At 66.3% G+C, this 15,646-nt stretch carries 22 protein-coding genes, 1 tRNA gene and 1 pseudogene; 13 read left to right on the top strand and 11 right to left on the bottom strand.

The window, feature by feature from the left end:
• Positions 1 to 2: 2 nt before the first annotated feature.
• The 5 genes from G6N18_RS02440 to G6N18_RS02420 are packed head-to-tail and all read right to left on the bottom strand — an operon-like array spanning position 3 to position 3,353.
• Complete coding sequence (locus tag G6N18_RS02440; protein WP_083000629.1) at positions 3 to 836, bottom strand: Rv2133c family protein; 834 nt, start codon at positions 834 to 836, stop codon at positions 3 to 5.
• Complete coding sequence (locus tag G6N18_RS02435; RefSeq protein ID WP_059164231.1) at positions 820 to 1,407, bottom strand: Rv2134c family protein; 588 nt, start codon at positions 1,405 to 1,407, stop codon at positions 820 to 822. Before G6N18_RS02435 ends, G6N18_RS02440 begins: the two co-directional genes overlap by 17 nt.
• A gap of 46 nt (positions 1,408 to 1,453) precedes the next feature.
• Positions 1,454 to 2,170: a histidine phosphatase family protein gene (locus G6N18_RS02430; RefSeq protein WP_083000631.1), complete on the bottom strand. Its 717-nt coding sequence runs from the start codon at positions 2,168 to 2,170 to the stop codon at positions 1,454 to 1,456.
• Complete coding sequence (locus G6N18_RS02425) at positions 2,167 to 2,997, bottom strand: undecaprenyl-diphosphate phosphatase (protein WP_067223053.1); 831 nt, start codon at positions 2,995 to 2,997, stop codon at positions 2,167 to 2,169. The genes G6N18_RS02430 and G6N18_RS02425 overlap by 4 nt, the downstream gene beginning before the upstream one ends.
• Before the next feature lie 44 nt (positions 2,998 to 3,041).
• Positions 3,042 to 3,353: a hypothetical protein gene (locus tag G6N18_RS02420; protein WP_083000633.1), complete on the bottom strand. Its 312-nt coding sequence runs from the start codon at positions 3,351 to 3,353 to the stop codon at positions 3,042 to 3,044.
• 129 nt (positions 3,354 to 3,482) lie between these two features.
• On the opposite strand from G6N18_RS02420, the gene G6N18_RS02415 reads away from it, so the two are divergent.
• From G6N18_RS02415 to G6N18_RS02405, 3 genes are read left to right on the top strand one after another with little or no spacing between them, the layout of a single operon-like run.
• Positions 3,483 to 4,526 (top strand): YncE family protein, encoded by a 1,044-nt coding sequence (locus tag G6N18_RS02415; RefSeq protein WP_179962354.1) that lies wholly within the window; start codon positions 3,483 to 3,485, stop codon positions 4,524 to 4,526.
• Complete coding sequence (locus tag G6N18_RS02410; protein WP_067222702.1) at positions 4,523 to 4,780, top strand: DUF5703 family protein; 258 nt, start codon at positions 4,523 to 4,525, stop codon at positions 4,778 to 4,780. The genes G6N18_RS02415 and G6N18_RS02410 overlap by 4 nt, the downstream gene beginning before the upstream one ends.
• Positions 4,781 to 4,787: 7 nt before the next feature.
• Entirely contained in the window at positions 4,788 to 5,849 is a 1,062-nt protein-coding gene (locus G6N18_RS02405) for a quinone-dependent dihydroorotate dehydrogenase (protein WP_179962405.1), read from the top strand.
• Here the strand turns inward: G6N18_RS02405 and G6N18_RS24710 are convergent.
• The 3 genes from G6N18_RS24710 to G6N18_RS02395 all read right to left on the bottom strand — a co-directional run bounded on the left by G6N18_RS24710 (position 5,842) and on the right by G6N18_RS02395 (position 7,963).
• Positions 5,842 to 5,970, bottom strand: coding sequence for a hypothetical protein (locus G6N18_RS24710; RefSeq protein WP_264007154.1), 129 nt, complete (start codon positions 5,968 to 5,970; stop codon positions 5,842 to 5,844). The genes G6N18_RS02405 and G6N18_RS24710 overlap by 8 nt on opposite strands.
• A gap of 104 nt (positions 5,971 to 6,074) precedes the next feature.
• On the bottom strand, positions 6,075 to 6,611 hold the full coding sequence (locus tag G6N18_RS02400) for a YbhB/YbcL family Raf kinase inhibitor-like protein (RefSeq protein WP_083000637.1): 537 nt from the start codon (positions 6,609 to 6,611) through the stop codon (positions 6,075 to 6,077).
• A gap of 17 nt (positions 6,612 to 6,628) precedes the next feature.
• Entirely contained in the window at positions 6,629 to 7,963 is a 1,335-nt protein-coding gene (locus G6N18_RS02395; protein ID WP_109749390.1) for a M20/M25/M40 family metallo-hydrolase, read from the bottom strand.
• An 80-nt stretch (positions 7,964 to 8,043) separates the two neighbouring features.
• On the opposite strand from G6N18_RS02395, the gene G6N18_RS02390 reads away from it, so the two are divergent.
• Positions 8,044 to 8,129: transfer RNA gene (locus tag G6N18_RS02390), tRNA-Leu, on the top strand.
• Between the two features lie 27 nt (positions 8,130 to 8,156).
• On the opposite strand, the gene G6N18_RS02385 is transcribed toward G6N18_RS02390, so the two are convergent.
• Both G6N18_RS02385 and G6N18_RS02380 read right to left on the bottom strand, forming a co-directional pair.
• Positions 8,157 to 9,305 (bottom strand): site-specific integrase, encoded by a 1,149-nt coding sequence (locus tag G6N18_RS02385; protein WP_083000640.1) that lies wholly within the window; start codon positions 9,303 to 9,305, stop codon positions 8,157 to 8,159.
• The gene (locus G6N18_RS02380) at positions 9,292 to 9,819 is read right to left on the bottom strand and encodes a hypothetical protein (protein WP_083000641.1); all 528 of its coding nucleotides are present in this window, start codon (positions 9,817 to 9,819) and stop codon (positions 9,292 to 9,294) included. Before G6N18_RS02380 ends, G6N18_RS02385 begins: the two co-directional genes overlap by 14 nt.
• Positions 9,820 to 9,945: 126 nt before the next feature.
• On the opposite strand from G6N18_RS02380, the gene G6N18_RS02375 reads away from it, so the two are divergent.
• From G6N18_RS02375 to G6N18_RS02345, 7 genes are all read left to right on the top strand, one after another.
• A complete protein-coding gene (locus G6N18_RS02375; RefSeq protein ID WP_083000643.1) occupies positions 9,946 to 10,161 on the top strand; it encodes a helix-turn-helix transcriptional regulator in 216 nt (71 codons plus the stop codon).
• Between the two features lie 104 nt (positions 10,162 to 10,265).
• Positions 10,266 to 10,679 carry a hypothetical protein gene (locus G6N18_RS02370; RefSeq protein ID WP_163689785.1) on the top strand — a complete coding sequence of 138 codons (414 nt, stop codon included), beginning with the start codon at positions 10,266 to 10,268 and terminating at the stop codon, positions 10,677 to 10,679.
• Positions 10,672 to 10,959: a hypothetical protein gene (locus tag G6N18_RS02365; RefSeq protein WP_133052443.1), complete on the top strand. Its 288-nt coding sequence runs from the start codon at positions 10,672 to 10,674 to the stop codon at positions 10,957 to 10,959. Before G6N18_RS02370 ends, G6N18_RS02365 begins: the two co-directional genes overlap by 8 nt.
• Positions 10,956 to 12,359: a hypothetical protein gene (locus tag G6N18_RS02360; RefSeq protein WP_133052444.1), complete on the top strand. Its 1,404-nt coding sequence runs from the start codon at positions 10,956 to 10,958 to the stop codon at positions 12,357 to 12,359. The genes G6N18_RS02365 and G6N18_RS02360 overlap by 4 nt, the downstream gene beginning before the upstream one ends.
• Before the next feature lie 196 nt (positions 12,360 to 12,555).
• Positions 12,556 to 12,837, top strand: a complete 282-nt coding sequence (locus G6N18_RS02355) for a hypothetical protein (protein WP_083000648.1) — start codon at positions 12,556 to 12,558, stop codon at positions 12,835 to 12,837.
• The gene (locus G6N18_RS02350; protein ID WP_083000649.1) at positions 12,834 to 13,175 is read left to right on the top strand and encodes a hypothetical protein; all 342 of its coding nucleotides are present in this window, start codon (positions 12,834 to 12,836) and stop codon (positions 13,173 to 13,175) included. Before G6N18_RS02355 ends, G6N18_RS02350 begins: the two co-directional genes overlap by 4 nt.
• Positions 13,172 to 13,666: an HNH endonuclease gene (locus G6N18_RS02345; protein ID WP_083000651.1), complete on the top strand. Its 495-nt coding sequence runs from the start codon at positions 13,172 to 13,174 to the stop codon at positions 13,664 to 13,666. Before G6N18_RS02350 ends, G6N18_RS02345 begins: the two co-directional genes overlap by 4 nt.
• A gap of 2 nt (positions 13,667 to 13,668) precedes the next feature.
• Here the strand turns inward: G6N18_RS02345 and G6N18_RS02340 are convergent, their stop codons facing one another.
• Positions 13,669 to 13,881 carry a hypothetical protein gene (locus tag G6N18_RS02340; protein WP_083000652.1) on the bottom strand — a complete coding sequence of 71 codons (213 nt, stop codon included), beginning with the start codon at positions 13,879 to 13,881 and terminating at the stop codon, positions 13,669 to 13,671.
• A 14-nt stretch (positions 13,882 to 13,895) separates the two neighbouring features.
• Between G6N18_RS02340 and G6N18_RS02335 the strand changes: the two genes are divergently transcribed.
• Both G6N18_RS02335 and G6N18_RS02330 read left to right on the top strand, forming a co-directional pair.
• Positions 13,896 to 15,365 (top strand): terminase large subunit domain-containing protein, encoded by a 1,470-nt coding sequence (locus tag G6N18_RS02335; protein ID WP_083000654.1) that lies wholly within the window; start codon positions 13,896 to 13,898, stop codon positions 15,363 to 15,365.
• Positions 15,362 to 15,601 (top strand): annotated as a pseudogene (locus G6N18_RS02330) (phage portal protein); the annotation flags it as partial. The gene G6N18_RS02335 and the pseudogene G6N18_RS02330, both read left to right, overlap by 4 nt.
• Positions 15,602 to 15,646 lie beyond the last annotated feature (45 nt).

Raw genomic sequence — 15,646 nt, 5'->3', positions numbered from 1 at the left:
GATCAGAACGCCGGCCATGGGATAGGGCGGTGCCGGTCGGGCGTCGGCATCACCGGATCATTGAGTAGCGCAACGGTTCTCGCGAGCAGCGCGGCGACCTCGCGTTCGGTGATGTGAACGCACAGCCGGTCGGAGAGCCCGTCGCACAGTTGATCACGCAGCGCGGTGACCGCCTCCAGCGTCTGGTCGTCGACGGGTTTACCGGCCCAGCCCCACAGCACAGTGCGCAACTTGTCATCGACGTGCAGCGTCACCCCGTGGTCCACGCCGTACACCCGGCCGTCCACCCCGGACAGGATGTGGCCGCCCTTGCGGTCGGCGTTGTTGACCAGCACGTCGAACACCGCCATCCGGCGTAACCGGTCGTCGTCGGCGTGGACCAGCACGACCTCGTCGCCTGCGTAGTCGTAGGCCGCCAGGATGGGCAGGAACCCCGGCGGGATTCTCCCGGCGGGCAGCAGATCAATGAGGTCGGGCCCGGACGGCATTTCGTCGTCGACCTCGTCGCCGGGCTGGTCCACCCACAACTGCACCATGCCCTCGCCGGCAGGCCCGTGCCGAATAATGGTGTGGGGCACCAGGTTCCAACCCAAGGCCGCCGACACCAGATATGCGCTTCGTTCACGGCCGGCCAGCGTGCCGTCGGGAAAATCCCACAGCGGCGCCTCGCCGGCGATCGGCTTGTAGACGCAATGTACCTGCTGGTCACCGAGATTCGCCTCGCACAGGAACGTCGCATTGCTCGCCGAGCGGATGCGGCCGATGACGATGAGCTCGCCGCGCTGCAGGACGTCTTCGGGAGCGGCGTGGGCCCCGGGGTCAGATGTCGACGTCATCGTCGGACTCGGCGAAGGCGCCGCGCCGGTAGCCGTTGGTGCGCACGCAGATGTGACCGTCGGGGTCCAGCGGCTCGTCACACAACGGGCAGGGCGGTCTGCCTGCCGAGATGACCCGGTTGGAGCGCGTCGCGAACTCGCGGGCGGACTCGGGCGTGAGGAAGACGCGCACCGCGTCGGGCCCCTCCTCCGCATCGTCGAGCACCACCGATGCGTCGAATTCGGTTTCCGACACCGCGAGCAACTCGACGACGACGGTCTGCGCCTCGGAGTCCCAGCCCAGGCCCATCGTCCCCACCCGGAACTCCGCGTCGACCGGGGTGATCAGCGGGCTGAGATCCTCGATCTCACCGGTGTCCGGCGGGATCGGGGTGCCGAACCGGCGGTTGATCTCGAGCAGCAGCGCGGCAATCCGCTCGGCGAGCACGGCAACCTGCTGCTTCTCCAGCACCACCGACACCACGCGCTTGTCGTGAACGGCCTGCAGGTAGAACGTGCGGTTGCCGGGCTGGCCGACGGTCCCGGCCACGAAGCGGTCGGGTGTGCGGAAGACGTGAATTGCGCGGGCCATGGCACTTTCCAAAATACCGGTACGGGCTCGTCAGCCGTAATCGCGACTAGCCGGTCGACCCGCCCACGACGGCATCCTCCGGCGGCACCTCCCCGTCTTCGGAGTCGGCTCGGCCGTCGCTCTTGGCCGGTTTGGGGAGCAGCCCCGCGGTCAGTTGGTCTCCGGTGTGGTTGACGTGGATCACGAACGGTCGCACCGCCGTGTACCGGATCACGCTCATCGACCCCGGGTCGGCGGTGATCCGCTGGAAGCTGTCCAGATGGGTGCCGAGCGCGTCGGCGATGACGGCTTTGATCACATCGCCGTGGGTGCAGGCCAGCCACAGCACGTCGCCGTCATGCTCGTCCGCCACCCGGCGGTCGTGCTCGCGTACCGCGGCGACCGCGCGGGCCTGCACCTGCGCCAGGCCCTCGCCGTCGGGGAAGACCGCAGCGCTCGGCTGGTGTTGCACCACCGTCCACAGCGGCTCGGAGACCAGGTCCGCGATCTTGCGGCCGGTCCAGGCCCCGTAGTCGACCTCCGAGATCCGGTCGTCGACGATCGGTGTCAGCCCCAACGCGGCGGCCAGCGGTTCCACGGTTCGTTCGCACCGCAGCAACGGCGAGCGCACGATCGCGCGGATCGGCAGCGAGCCGACCCTGGCCACCACCGACTGCGCCTGTTCGCGCCCCTTGTCGTCGAGGTCGACGCCCTCGGAGCGGCCCGCGAGGGTGTGCGCCGTGTTCGACGTCGAGCGGCCGTGCCGCAACAGGATCACCGTCATGTCGCGGCCACCACTCCGGTGCCCAACAGGGCCAGCACCACCGTCCCCAGCACCACCCGGTAACCGACGAACCAGTACATGCTGTGCCGGACCAGGAACCGCAGGAACCACGCCACCGCCGCGAATCCGACGGCGAACGCGATCACCGTCGCCACCAGCAACTGCGGGCCGCTGGCGCTCATCCCCTCACCGACGGGATGGAAGGCGTCGGGTAGCGAATACAGCCCCGAGGCGAACACCGCCGGGATGGCGAGCAGGAATCCGAACCGGGCCGCGAGTTCGCGGTTGAGCCCGAGGAAAAGCCCTGCGCTGATCGTCGCGCCCGAGCGGGACACCCCGGGCAGCAGCGCGAGGCACTGCGTGAGGCCGACGACTATGCCGTCCTTCCATGTCAGCTGCTCGACGTTTCGGGTCTGCCTGCCGAAGTACTCGGCGGCGGCGATGACGGCCGAGAACGCGATCAACGCAATCGCGATCGCCCAGAGATTGCGTGCGCCCGTGCGGATTTCGTCCTTGAACAACAGCCCGACCACCCCGATGGGGATGGTGCCGATGATCACGTACCAACCGAGCCGGTAGTCGGCGCTGCGCTGCGTGGCGACGAATAGCCCGTGAAGCCAGGCCTTGATGATGCGGCCGATGTCTTTGGCGAAGTACAGCAGCACCGCGAACTCGGTGCCGAGCTGGGTCACGGCGGTGAACGACGCCCCCGCGTCGTCGGCGAAGAACACGCGTGAGGCGATCGCGAGATGTCCCGAGGACGAGACCGGCAGAAATTCGGTCAGCCCCTGCAGTACCGCGAGAACGACAACCTGCACCCACGACATCGCCGGCACGTCCGTCACGACGACGACCGTACCGCGGGCGGTTGTCAGCGACCGGTTCGCGCCACCGGCTGGGCGTCGGCCACCGCATCTCGCACCGCCGCGCCCACGCTGCGCTGGTCGGTGAGGTCGATGTCGGTCAGCTTGCGGGTGGCCGTCGCCACCACGTCCTCTGCGACCGGGACCGGCCCGGCGAGCCGGGGACGATAGATCTCGACGACCAGAGCCTGGCGCTCGACGTGGAACGAAAAGCTGCGGCCGTCGCCGACTTGGCCAAACCCGCTGGCGCGCACACCAGTGGTGATGTCCTCTATAGCAAACTCTTGGCTGCCCAGTTCTCGGTCTGCGGCGAGGGTCATGGTCGCACCATACCTCCGAGCCGCCCGCCGCTTGGGAGGGCACGTCGAGCGGCTGGAAACTCCTGGCGAGCCGGCTGCCTAGACTGGCCATTCAGTCGATATTCCGTACCCACGACCGAGAGCTACCCCTTGCCGCCGCCCATAAACGCCTCGAATCAGCTGATTCGCTGGATCGTGGTGTCGCTGGCAATTGTCGTGACCGTCGGCGGCTGCTCGTCCGAGGCCGCGGAGGTGGCGCCGCCGACCATCGCGCCCGCGTCGGCCGCTGATTCGCCACCGGTCACCGGCAGGCCGGACGGCGTCGTGCGGCCGCTGGCGGGCCGCGCCCAGGCGGCGATCGTCGACGCGGCGAGCGGCTCGTTGGCGGTGCTGGCCCCCCGCCCGGCCGGGCACTCGCAGCTCACCGTGTTCTCGAGGGCCGGTGACGTCGTCGCGACGGCGCCGCTGCCCGCCGCCGCGACCGCGTTGACCGGCGACGACGACGGGCACGCCTACGCCGCGACCCGCGGCGGCTATTTTCGCATCGACCTCTCGACGGGTACCGCCACCAAGTTCGATGTCGTCGGACAAAGCGACACCGAGTTCACCGCGATCGCCCGACGCGCGGACGGCAGGCTGGTCCTCGGCAGCGGGGACGGCGCGGTGTACACGCTCGGCTCGGACGGCTCGGTCGCCGCCCAGCTGAAGATCTTCGCTCGCGTCGATGCCCTTGTTACGCAAGGCAATACGACCGTCGTATTGGACCGCGGGCAGACCTCGGTGACGGCGGTGTCCGAAAGCGGCACCGAGCAGGAGCAGGCGCTGCGGGCCGGGGAGGGAGCGACGACGATGGTCGCAGACCCCGCCGGCCGGGTGCTGGTCGCCGACACCCGCGGCGACGGGCTGCTGGTCTTCGGTACGAACCCGCTGATCCTTCGGCAGCGCTACCCGGTGCCCGACGCCCCCTACGGCCTGGCCGGGTCCTCGACGCTGGCCTGGGTGTCGCAGACGGCGGCGAACACGGTCGTTGGCTACGATCTGGCCACCGGCATCCCCGTCGAGAAGGTGCGATATCGAACCGTGCAGCAACCGAACTCCCTGGCGTATGACGAATCCTCTGGCACGCTGTATGTCGTGTCCGGAGTGGGAGCGGGTGTGCAGGTGATCACCGACGCCGCGAGTGGGCGCCCGTGAGTGCCATCCACCGCGGACGCCTGCCTGCCGGGTGGGATCAGGACCTCTCCGAGGATTACGAGTGGATTCCGTTGCGGCTGCCGCCCGATGTGACCCGTGTCAGCGCGTCAACCCGGTTGTCCATCGAGGCCGAGTACCGGGGCTGGGAACTCACCCGCGTACGGCTGTACACCGACGGCTCACGGCGGGTCTTACTGCGGCGCAAGAAGACCGCGGCCGACCGGGCGGGCGTCCCCGAGCAGCTTCCGCAGTGACTCGATGATGTACGGCGCGCTGCGGCGGGCGTTGTTTCTGGTTGCGCCCGAACGAATTCACACATGGGTGTTCGCCCTGTTGCGCGCCGCCACCTACCTGCCGTGGCCGCGACGCGCGCTGAAACGCTGGTTGGGGCCGCGGGATCCGGTGCTGGCCTCCACCGTGTTCGGGGTCAGATTTCCCGGGCCGCTCGGCCTGGCCGCCGGCTTCGACAAGAACGGCAGCGGCCTGTGCACGTGGGGGGCGCTCGGCTTCGGATATGCCGAGATCGGAACCGTGACTGCGCAGGCCCAGCCCGGCAATGCCGAACCGCGGATGTTCCGGCTGCCACAGGACCGTGCGCTGCTGAACCGGATGGGTTTCAACAACCACGGCGCCGGTGAACTGGCCGTGAAGCTGACACGCCACGTCCCCGACGTGCCGATCGGCGTGAACATCGGCAAGACCAAGGTCACCCCGCCGGAGGACGCCGTGCAGGACTACGCCACGTCCGCCCGCCTGCTGGGACCGCTCGCGTCGTTCATGGTGGTCAACGTCAGTTCGCCGAACACCCCGGGATTGCGCGACCTGCAGGCGGTGGAGGCGTTGCGGCCGATCCTGACCGCCGTGCAGAAGGAGACGTCGACACCGGTTCTGGTGAAGATCGCGCCGGACCTGTCCGACCAGGACGTCGACGAGATCGCCGATCTGGCAGTCGAACTCGGCCTGGCCGGCATCGTCGCCACCAACACCACGGTGTCGCGCGAGGGGCTGGCCACTCCCGGCGTCGACGGACTCGGCCCCGGTGGCATCTCCGGGCCTCCGGTCGCGCGCCGCTCGACGGAGGTGCTGCGCAGGCTCTACCGCCGCGTCGGCGACCGGCTTGTGCTGGTCAGCGTCGGCGGCATCGAAACCGCCGACGACGCCTGGGACCGCATCACCTCCGGCGCCTCGCTGCTGCAGGGCTACACGGGCTTCGTATACGGCGGCGGGCTGTGGGCCAGGCGTATCCACGCCGGCATCGCCCGCCGCCTACACGAGGGAGGTTTTGCGTCCTTGACCGACGCGGTGGGGTCAGCGGTTAACTGACGCGCTTGCGCTTGCGGATGAACTCACCCGCCTCGGCCTCGCGCTGACGCTTTTCAGCGCGCCGCTCCTTGAGGGACCGTTCGGCCTTCTTCAGGTTCTTGCCCGGTTTCTTATCAGCCATTGTCGCTCCTTGGACAGAAGTGGCAATCACTCAATCGCGACCATACGTGAGTTCCTGGAAAAAGCCAGCCGTGCAGATAACCGACTCCGGCAGAGGTTATTTCGCTACTTCTGCTCGTAAGTGCCGTGGATCAACGCCCGCGCGATGGCGTGCTGGAAAAGGTTGAAACCGAGATAGGCCGGCGTCGCATCCTCGGGCAGATCCAACTTTTCGACGTCGACGGCATGCACGGCGACGAAGTAGCGGTGCACGCCGTGCCCGGGCGGCGGGGCGGCGCCGATGAAGCGCTTGAGCCCGGCGTCGTTGCGCAGCGTGAGCGCATCGCCAGGAAATCCGCTACTGCTGCCGTCGCCCACACCGGCGGGCAGTTCGGTCACGGTGGCGGGCAGGTTCGCCACCGCCCAGTGCCAGAAGCCGGAGGCGGTCGGTGCGTCGGGGTCGTACACCGTGACGGCGAAGCTACGGGTCTGCTCGGGGAAGCCGGACCACTTCAGGTGCGGCGATACGTCGCTGCCTCCGGCGCCCATGATGCCGCTGACCTGGTCGTTACCCCACGCCTGGCCGTCGCTGAATGTGTCGGAGCTCAGCGTGAACGACGGTAACTCGGGGAGGAACTCGTACGGGTTGTAGTCAAACGCCATGACTCGTCCTTTCGTAATCAGCAGTGCAACAGGAAGTGCTCGAGAACCTGGGTACCGAACTTCAACGCGTCAACGGGTACCCGTTCGTCGACGCCGTGGAACAACGCGGTGAAGTCCAAGTCCGGCGGCAGCTGCAGCGGCGCGAAGCCGAAGCAACGGATTCCCAACTGCGCGAACGCTTTTGCGTCCGTGCCTCCGGAGAGCATGTACGGCACGATGCGGGCGTCGGGATCCGCCGACAGGATCGCGCCGTTCATCGCGTCGACCAGGTCGCCGTCGAAGGTGGTCTCGTAGGACGGCAGCTCGGTGATCCATTCGCGGGTGACGTGGGGCCCGATCAGCTCGTCGACCTCCCGCTCGAAGGCGGCCTGGCGGCCCGGCAGGATGCGGCAGTCCACCACCGCTTCGGCGGACGCCGGGATGACATTGGCCTTGTACCCGGCCTTGAGCATCGTCGGGTTGGCGGTGTCGCGCAGCGTGGCGCCGACGACGCGCGCGATCGGGCCCAGCTTGGCGATGGCGCCGGGCAGATCCTGCGAGTCGATGTCGAACGAGTACCCGGTCTCCTCGGTGACGGCCTGCAGGAACTGGCCGACGGCGTCAGTCATCACCAGCGGGAATTCGTGGCGGCCCAGTTTGGCCACCGCTTCCGCGACCGCGGTGACGGAGTTGCTGTCGTGGATCATGGAGCCGTGGCCGGCGTGGCTGCGCGCGGTCAGTTTCATCCACATCATCGACTTCTCGGCCGTCTCGACCAGGTAGAGGCGTCGTTCGCCGCCGTCTTTGCGGGGCACGGTCAACGAGAAGCCGCCGACCTCGCCGACCGCCTCGGTGACGCCCTCGAAGAGGTCGGGCCGGTTGTTGACCAGCCAGTGCGATCCGAACTTGCCCCCGGCCTCCTCGTCGGACAGGAATGCGAAGACCAGGTCGCGCGGCGGGGTGATCCCGGCGCGCTTGAAGTGCCGTGCGATCGCGATCAGCATGCCGCACATGTCCTTCATGTCGACGGCGCCGCGGCCCCACACGTAACCGTCGGTGACCGCTCCGGAGAACGGGTGCACGCTCCAGTCGGACGCCTCGGCGGGCACCACGTCGAGGTGCCCGTGCAGCAGCAATGCGCCGCGCGAACGGTCGGCGCCCTCCAACCGGGCGAACAGATTGCCCCGCCCCGGCGCTCCCGCCTCGACGTACTCGGTCGCGTAACCGACCTCCTCGAGTTGCTCGGCGACCCAGCGCGCGCATTCTGCCTCGCCCTTCGTGGTGGCGGGGTCGCCGGTGTTGGACGTGTCGAACCGGATCAGCGCGCTGACGAGGTCGACGACCTCCGCCTCGGCATTGACAGGACCAGTCACGCCACCATTCGTACCATTGACCTGGCTGCTGGGTTTGGGTCCGGCCTCGGTGATCCGATAGCCTTAGCTGCCCACAACAGGTCCGAGTGGCGGAATGGCAGACGCGCTAGCTTGAGGTGCTAGTGCCCTATTAACGGGCGTGGGGGTTCAAGTCCCCCCTCGGACACAACACCCGGCGACCGCATCACCGCAGCTAGATAGCGGTTTTGGTGCGCTTACGGCGGCGGTCAACAGGCGCCTTGGACACGCTTTGGACACACTTTTCTATCCGCGCGTCCAGACTTACGGCCACCGCATCGAGGTCTGAGTCAAACAGATCGGCATAGATTCGCAGCGTCACGCTGGGATCCTTATGGCCCAGCATCCGCGACACCGCAAGGACATTCGCGCCAGCGCTGATCGCCAGGCTGGCCGCGGTGTGCCGCAGATCGTGCGGCGTGATCGTCTGCACCTTCGCCCGCTCAACGGCTCGGTTGAACCACCCCGTCGAGTCATACGACGGGCGTTTCAAGTATCCGCCGCTGCGCGCTGGAAACAGCAGATCGTCCGCGACGCGGCCTTCGCACCGTGCCGCAAGCCGGGACAGCACCGACGCCGCCACCGGCACTGTCCGGTTGTCTTTGCCCTTCGTCTGCCCGACCTCGAACTCCTGCCCGACCTGGACGGCGTTGCGGTGAACCGAGATACGGCGCTTCAGGAATTCGAGGTCGGCGACGGTCAGCGCGATTGCCTCACCCCACCGCAGGCCCGTGAATCCGAGAACGAGTACGAGGTCGGCGTGACGGCCGGATTCCTCGGCCAATCGGCACACATCCGCCTCAGTGAGATAGACGTGGCGCTTCGGCGACGGCCTCGGCTTCTCTCCCCGCTTGAACCGGCGCGCTGGGTTGAACGCCAGCGCCCGGTGCTCGACCGCGTCGTCGAGGATGCCCGCCAGGATGCCGACCGCACGGTTAACCACGGTGGCGCTAGAACCGTCGCGGGTCATCGCAGCGGCCCACGCTTTCACATCGAGACTGTCCACCTTGCCCACCGGCACGCGTGCCCACTTGGGTGCGACGTGTTTGCCGTAGGCATAGGAAATCGTGCGGTAGTACGACGGCGAAAGCGCTTGCTGCTGGCGGGCCAGCCATCCGACCGACACATCGCCGACCGTGACCCGGCCCCGTGCCGGTGACACATACGCACCCTCGGCCTTGGAGGTCTCCACCTTCGACGCCCACGCCGCCGCGTCGCGCTTGGTGCTGAATCCGCGCTTACGCGAGGTGATCCCGTTCGGCTGGCGATACCGGACTTCCCACCGTTCCCCAGTTGCCGTCGTGTAGCGCTTAATCGTCGCCATCGGACATCGGCTCCTGTCCCCGAAGCTGAGCCCGACGAGCCGCCAGCCAAGCCGCCTGGGTTTTCCTATCCTGCTGAACCTGATCTGTTAGGCGCCATCCGGGCCATGCCGCCGCCCTAAATACGAGGGTCAACCTCTCATCGCCCGGAAGCGGATGGCTACCGCGCAACCAGTCCCACAACTGCTGCGCCGTCAGGTCCTCATCAGCGCCCGTGGTACTCACCATTTCGTCGGCGTCGTGGGTTTCGGGCATCAGCAACGTGACGGGCGAAACACCAAGGGCGACAGCAAGCCCGATCAGATCATCCGCGTCTACTCGGCGCGTTCTCTTGACGATTTTCCGCAACCCAAGTGGTGGGATCGCGCGGCCGATCTTCGCGAGGCGATCCGACAGAGCCGCAAACGTTAGGTTCTGATCCTTCAGCAGGCGCTCGACGTTGGCGGCGACCGCCTCACCGCTCGCCCCGAGGGGGTTCTTCGTCAGCGCTTTCTCAGCCTCTTGGTCTGCTGCCATGGCGACAGCATAGGCGATCTTTTGGATCGCGCAAGCGATTCACTTGACAGAGTGAGGAATCGTGATGCACGATTATGGCGAGAGCGATCGTTTGGATCTCTCCCGAGATAGAAAGGATACAGTCACATGGCTGATCTCCCGCCTCGACCGCTGGCCACACCGGCAGAGGTCGCGGTGTACCGCCGCACATCAGAGGCGGCACTAGCGCAAGAGCGCTATCGCGGCACCGGTCCCAAGTTCAAGAAGCTAGGCAAGAGGGTCTTCTACGACTGGGACGACGTGCATCAGTGGATCGCGTCAAACACCTTTCAGCGCACCGACGATCGGCCTGGTGCTGCATGACCCACACCCTCAAAACGTCAACGGCCCCCGTTTACCCCGACGTTGCCGCGTCGGGCGGGAGCCGCTGCGAACCCCAACCCCAACTAAGGAAGGAATCCACCCTCATGATGACACAAACCCTTGTGGACAACGACCCCGCGACGTTGTTTCCACCGAAATGCCTACGGCCGGGTATCTGGCGTCACTTCGCGCCCAAGCCTGATTACGTCGCATTTGAAGGTGAGGAATGCATCTGGCACGTCATGGTGACCAGCGACGCCGGTCCAGTCATCGGCCAACTCGTCCGGTGGGTATCGAGCGACGGCCAGGTGGGCTACGAGGCCCGCATCGACGGCCTAGAAGACTCCGCCGGCACCTGCGACGCCGTCGCCTTCGACGTCGATTCCCTTGCGTGCCTGGCGTTCGTCGCCAACTCCCTGAGGCATGAGTGGGAGATCATCACCGACGTCTACCCGGACAGCCATTGGACGTACGACTTCATGTCGCGATGGCCGAACGAGGTGTATCCCAATGTCTGAACCGGTGGCCGTGCAGTTGCGTCGCCGTCGGGCCTACGCCCACACATGCAGATTCATCTCGTGCGGGCGCTGCACCGACCCGTGGACCTGCCGCTGCTGGAACCCCGACGAGATCACCGATCGGTACGTCGACGGCTACCGCGACGCTGCGCAGCACCTGCTCGATCAAGGTCTGACACCGGCACCGAACGTCCTGGCGTTGCGCGTGATGTGGCGTCGAGGTGGAGATGATCAGCGCCTTGCCCGCCGCGTCGCCGAAAGATGGGAGGTAGCAGCTTGATTGACGGCCATTTCTGGTCGGCCAGGCCGGTCCTGCAACACGCGCTCACCGTAGCGCGTGCCCGCAGGGTCGGCCCTTGGGCCGTTCTCGGCAACGCGATGGCCCGCGCCGTCGCCACGATCCCCCCGAACATCACCATTCCGGGCCTGGTCGGTGGACGTATGTCGCTGAACCTGTTCATCGCGTCGGTTGGCCCGTCTGGTTCCGGTAAGGGTGCCGCTGACGCCGCGTCCGCAGCCGGCATCCACTTCGGCGGCCCCCGCACCGATCAGGTACCGATCGGCACCGGAGAGGGCATCGCCCGGACCTTCCGGCCAGTCGGCACCAAACCCGACGACGCCAACCCGATCACCAACGTGATCTTCACCTGCGCCGAGATCGACACGTGGGCAGCGCTCGCTGCACGGTCTGGTGCCACCCTCTCAGCAGAGACCCGCAAGCTCTACTCCGGGGAACAACTCGGATTCGGCAACGCGGGCAAGGACACCCGTGTCATCGTTGAGGCCCACAGCTACCGGGCCTGCCTGATCGCAGGTGTCCAGCCGCTTCGGTCGCAGATCCTCCTCGGTGCCGCCGATGGTGGATTGCCGCAACGGTTTACGTGGCTCCCCGTCACCGAACCCGACGCACCCGACGATCCCCCCGAAGATCCCGGCGTGTGGAAGATACAGACCCCATCGTGGGGTCGCGGTGTGGGCCACCTCCACGTGGTCGGCGGCAACGCTGATCTCGATGTGCCAGAGTCGGCCCGCACAGCGATCGACAACTACCGCCTAGCCGTGCTCCGGGAGGATCAGAACGTCGATCCGCTCGACGGGCACAGTCTGTTGTGCCGGTTGAAGGTGGCCGTCGCGCTGATGGCGCTCGACGGCCGCACGATCGTCGACGATCTCGACTGGAAACTGTCGGGCTACGTGATGGGCGTCAGCGCCGACACTCGCGAGCGATGTCGCCGAGCGCTGGCCCAGCAGTCCCAAAGACAGAACACCGCCCGTGCACTGGCAGCGGCAGAGCGTGAGGAAATCGTCTCTGATCGGAAACTCAAGCGGGCGAAACAGGCGATCTTGCGGAGGCTCGACGACGACCGCCAGCAACCACGCAATCGACTCCGGTCGGCACTGAAGGTGGACCTCCGGGACTACTTCGACGCCGCCGCTGACGAGCTAGCGGAGGCCGGCGAAATCACCATTTCCGCAGGACAGAGCGGAACACAGAAGGTACAGGTGTACCAACGGCACAGGGCTCAAAAACAGGCATCTACCAGAGACGATGACACCTGTACCAAAAGTACAGGTGTACCAACGGCCGCCGGTATCACAGCCACAGGCAGACCGCGCCGCCGACAACGAACCCGCGGCAAGTGCCGCAACACCCAGCAAACAGGAGAACGAACCGCATGAACATACAAATCCTGCGAGTCCTCGGGGTCCGATCTCGACAACCAACTGTTCTCGCGATCGTCGACGACTACGCAGTCCGCTGGGGACCACGAGAGGACTGGACCTGTACGTGTGACGAACTCACCTTTCCTGAGTGCCCGCACATCCCAGCCATCGAAAACATCCTCGACCCCCGCGTCACCGGAAAGGACCGAACATGACAACTAACTTCCACGACCCGGCCGCCGTCGAGTTCCCCGACGACGTGATCGTCCTGGCCCCTCACGATCTCGAAGGCCGCCTATTCGCCGCACCCAACAACACGTTGGGCATCGGCATCCAATTCCGAGACGAGATTCTCGGCCACTTCCTAGTCGCGCTCGCCCCCAGCCAAATTGAAGGGCTGCACCGATTCCTCGGTGAACTGATGGCGCTACCCCCAGACCAGCTCGCAGCCCTCCGCGACCGCGCCCACGCCATCAACGGAGACGACCAGTGACAACCAACACCCCGCCCGAAGCGTTCATCGTCGGCGACAACGGGCTGCCTCTCGGCCACATCAACATCGACCAACTGCAAGCCGACGCCACACTGCTGATGTACGAAATGGCAGCCGCCGCAGGCAACGACACCGCCACCGACCAGGTCAGCATCAAGTGGGCCAGCACCCACGACCCCGACTACTTCGGCTACCTGTGCGCAGCAGCCCTGTCGCTGATGACGCGCCACGTCCTCGCACCCACCCTCGACGTCACCGCCCAACTCGGCACCGACCTACGCCCCGGCCTGCACCAAGCCTCCGACGACGCACACCGAGACCTCGGCGGCGACATATGATCGCCCGCCCCTGCATCGGATGCGGTGAAGTCATCCCGACCGGAAGCTACTGCACCGACTGCAAACCCGCAGACACCCGCACCGACCGCGAGCACGTCGCCTGGCGCAACGGTGCCCGCTGGAAAGCCTTCTCCAAACGGCTACGCCGCCTGGCCCCGTTCTGCGAGCACTGCGGCACCGCCGACGACCTGACCGTCGACCACCTGCTGCCCGTCCACGACTACCCCGAACTGGCCTACGCCGCCGAAAACTGCCGAGTGCTGTGCCGTCCCTGTAACGGCAAGCGCGGCAACAAGTTCAGCCACACCGAGGCAGCAGCAGTGCTCAGACGCCTTGAGAGCGCCTACAACCGCCGACCCACCAAGTCAGGCAGAGAGCGTGTGAACGTCGCCCAGCGAGCCGTACACCAGGGGATAGACCCCTTGACCGCCGCGTTCCGACCGGTAGGCAAGGCGCAGGAGGCGATACACACCGGTAGGGGGTGTGCGTGATGTCAGTAGATGGTGCCTCCGGTGCGCGGAGAAGCCGTCTTAGGCGGCTCTCCTGGCGTGACGTAGGACCAGTAGTTGGGGCTGTAGAGCTTGACTTGTTCGCCGTCCTTGGTGACCTCGATGAGGCCCCAGTCTTTGACGACGAGGGAGTGCGAATCGTCATAGCGGTCGCTGCTGACGCGGTCGGCCCGCATGTAGTGGATTGTGAACGCCATATCGGGAGTTTGCCATGAAGGCCGGTCCGAAGGGTGCTGTCGACGATTCTGCGTTGCCGTGGCGTCCTCGGTCGTCGGGTTCTGCTCGGTTCGCCAGCTTCTGTCAGAAGTTCGTGAAGGTGCCGAAGGGCACCGGGGCGAAGACGCCGTTGCGGCTGCGGGATTGGCAGCGCGAGCTGGTGGGGTCGGTGCTCGATTCGCAGCCGCGTCCGCGTACCGCGGGCTGGATGTTGGGACGCGGTAACGGTAAGTCGTCGCTGATGGCCGCGTGGGGTGTCTACGAGCTGTTCACTGGCGGTGAGGGTTCGGTGGTGTGCGTCGTGGCGGTCGACGAGCGGCAGGCCGGCGTCGTGTACAACATCGCGCGGCGCATGGTGGAGCTCGACGACGACCTTGCTTCGCGGTGTCAGGTGTTCAAGGAACGGTTGTATATCCCGCATACCGACAGCTCGTTTCATTGCCTACCGGCTGAGCCGAAGCGTCTGGAGGGTTTGGACTACACGCTGGCCATCCTCGATGAGGCCGGGGTGGCGAACCGCGACAGCTACGAGGTGCTGACGCTGGCGCAGGGCAAGCGGGAGACCTCGACGCTGGTGTGTATCGGTACGCCGGGGCCGAACCTCGAGGACCAGGTGCTGCTGGACCTACGCGCCTATGCGGCTGAGCATCCCGAGGACAAGAGTTTGGTGTGGCGTGAGTTCTCCGCGGCCGGGTTCGAGGACCACGACGTTGATTGCCCGCATTGCTGGGAGCTGAGCAATCCTGCGCTGGACGACTTTCTGCACCGTGACGCTCTGCACGCTCTGTTGCCGCCGAAAACTCGTGAGGCGACGTTTCGCCGTGCCCGGTTGTGTCAGCTTCCGGTGGACACCGATGGCGCATTTCTGCCGCCCGGTGTGTGGGAAGGCTTGTCGACCGGTCATCCGGTGCCTGATGGCGCCGAAGTCGTGGTTGCGCTGGACGGTTCATTTTCCGATGACACGACCGCGCTGCTCGTTGGGGCAGTCTCGCCGGAGCCGCATTTCGACAAGGTGCGGGTGTGGCAACGCCCACCGGGCGACGAGAACTACCGGGTGCCCATCGCCGAGGTGGAAGACGAGATACGGGCCTGCTGCAAGCGGTGGCGGGTGCTGGAGATTATCGCCGACCCGTTCCGGTGGACTCGCACGCTGCAAGCGCTGGAAGCCGAGAGGCTGCCCATCGTGGAGTTCCCGCACAGCCCGTCCCGGTTGACCGCGGCGACCACCGACCTGTATTCCGCTGCGGTGAACGGCCACATGTCCCACAGCGGAGATAGGCAGCTCGCCGAACATGTTGCGGCTGCGCTGATTATCGACGACGCGCGCGGTATGCGGTTGTCGAAAGCATCCCGCTCCCGGGCTGCTCGAAAGATCGACCTGGCCGCCTGCCTCGTCATGGCACACAGTCGCGCCACCTGGCGCGCAACCCACAAAACACGAAAGAAAGCGCGAGGATTCAAATGACCGACACACTCACACTGCTGCTGCAAAAACTCGACGAGCCGACCGCGAAATACGGTGAACTCGAACAGTATTACGCCGGAATGCAAGCCTTGGCGTTCCTGTCGCCGGAGTCCAAGGCCGCGCTGGGCACAAGGTTCGGCCGCATGGCCACCAACATCCCCAGGGTGGCGGTGACCAGCCTCACCGAACGGCTACGGGTGACCGGATTCACCGGCGTCGATGTGTGGCCGGATTACGGCGCGACCAACGCCCGCCTGACCGCTGACCTGCGATGTGAGAAC

It is taken from the genome of Mycolicibacterium celeriflavum (assembly GCF_010731795.1).
GTDB classification, from domain to species: Bacteria; Actinomycetota; Actinomycetes; order Mycobacteriales; family Mycobacteriaceae; genus Mycobacterium; species Mycobacterium celeriflavum.
Note: the sequence above shows the minus strand (reverse complement) of the source record. Positions and strands in the feature narration are given on the sequence as shown.

Excerpts from the sequence above, each read along its gene's own strand:
- G6N18_RS02440 (WP_083000629.1), bottom strand. The coding sequence starts at position 836 with ATGACGTCGACATCTGACCCCGGGGCCCACGCCGCTCCCGAAGACGTC.
- G6N18_RS02435 (WP_059164231.1), bottom strand. The coding sequence starts at position 1,407 with ATGGCCCGCGCAATTCACGTCTTCCGCACACCCGACCGCTTCGTGGCC.
- G6N18_RS02430 (WP_083000631.1), bottom strand. The coding sequence starts at position 2,170 with ATGACGGTGATCCTGTTGCGGCACGGCCGCTCGACGTCGAACACGGCG.
- G6N18_RS02425 (WP_067223053.1), bottom strand. The coding sequence starts at position 2,997 with ATGTCGTGGGTGCAGGTTGTCGTTCTCGCGGTACTGCAGGGGCTGACC.
- G6N18_RS02420 (WP_083000633.1), bottom strand. The coding sequence starts at position 3,353 with ATGACCCTCGCCGCAGACCGAGAACTGGGCAGCCAAGAGTTTGCTATA.
- G6N18_RS02405 (WP_179962405.1), top strand. The coding sequence starts at position 4,788 with ATGTACGGCGCGCTGCGGCGGGCGTTGTTTCTGGTTGCGCCCGAACGA.
- G6N18_RS24710 (WP_264007154.1), bottom strand. The coding sequence starts at position 5,970 with ATGGCTGATAAGAAACCGGGCAAGAACCTGAAGAAGGCCGAACGGTCC.
- G6N18_RS02400 (WP_083000637.1), bottom strand. The coding sequence starts at position 6,611 with ATGGCGTTTGACTACAACCCGTACGAGTTCCTCCCCGAGTTACCGTCG.
- G6N18_RS02385 (WP_083000640.1), bottom strand. The coding sequence starts at position 9,305 with ATGGCGACGATTAAGCGCTACACGACGGCAACTGGGGAACGGTGGGAA.
- G6N18_RS02380 (WP_083000641.1), bottom strand. The coding sequence starts at position 9,819 with ATGGCAGCAGACCAAGAGGCTGAGAAAGCGCTGACGAAGAACCCCCTC.
- G6N18_RS02375 (WP_083000643.1), top strand. The coding sequence starts at position 9,946 with ATGGCTGATCTCCCGCCTCGACCGCTGGCCACACCGGCAGAGGTCGCG.
- G6N18_RS02370 (WP_163689785.1), top strand. The coding sequence starts at position 10,266 with ATGATGACACAAACCCTTGTGGACAACGACCCCGCGACGTTGTTTCCA.
- G6N18_RS02365 (WP_133052443.1), top strand. The coding sequence starts at position 10,672 with ATGTCTGAACCGGTGGCCGTGCAGTTGCGTCGCCGTCGGGCCTACGCC.
- G6N18_RS02355 (WP_083000648.1), top strand. The coding sequence starts at position 12,556 with ATGACAACTAACTTCCACGACCCGGCCGCCGTCGAGTTCCCCGACGAC.
- G6N18_RS02345 (WP_083000651.1), top strand. The coding sequence starts at position 13,172 with ATGATCGCCCGCCCCTGCATCGGATGCGGTGAAGTCATCCCGACCGGA.
- G6N18_RS02340 (WP_083000652.1), bottom strand. The coding sequence starts at position 13,881 with ATGGCGTTCACAATCCACTACATGCGGGCCGACCGCGTCAGCAGCGAC.
- G6N18_RS02335 (WP_083000654.1), top strand. The coding sequence starts at position 13,896 with ATGAAGGCCGGTCCGAAGGGTGCTGTCGACGATTCTGCGTTGCCGTGG.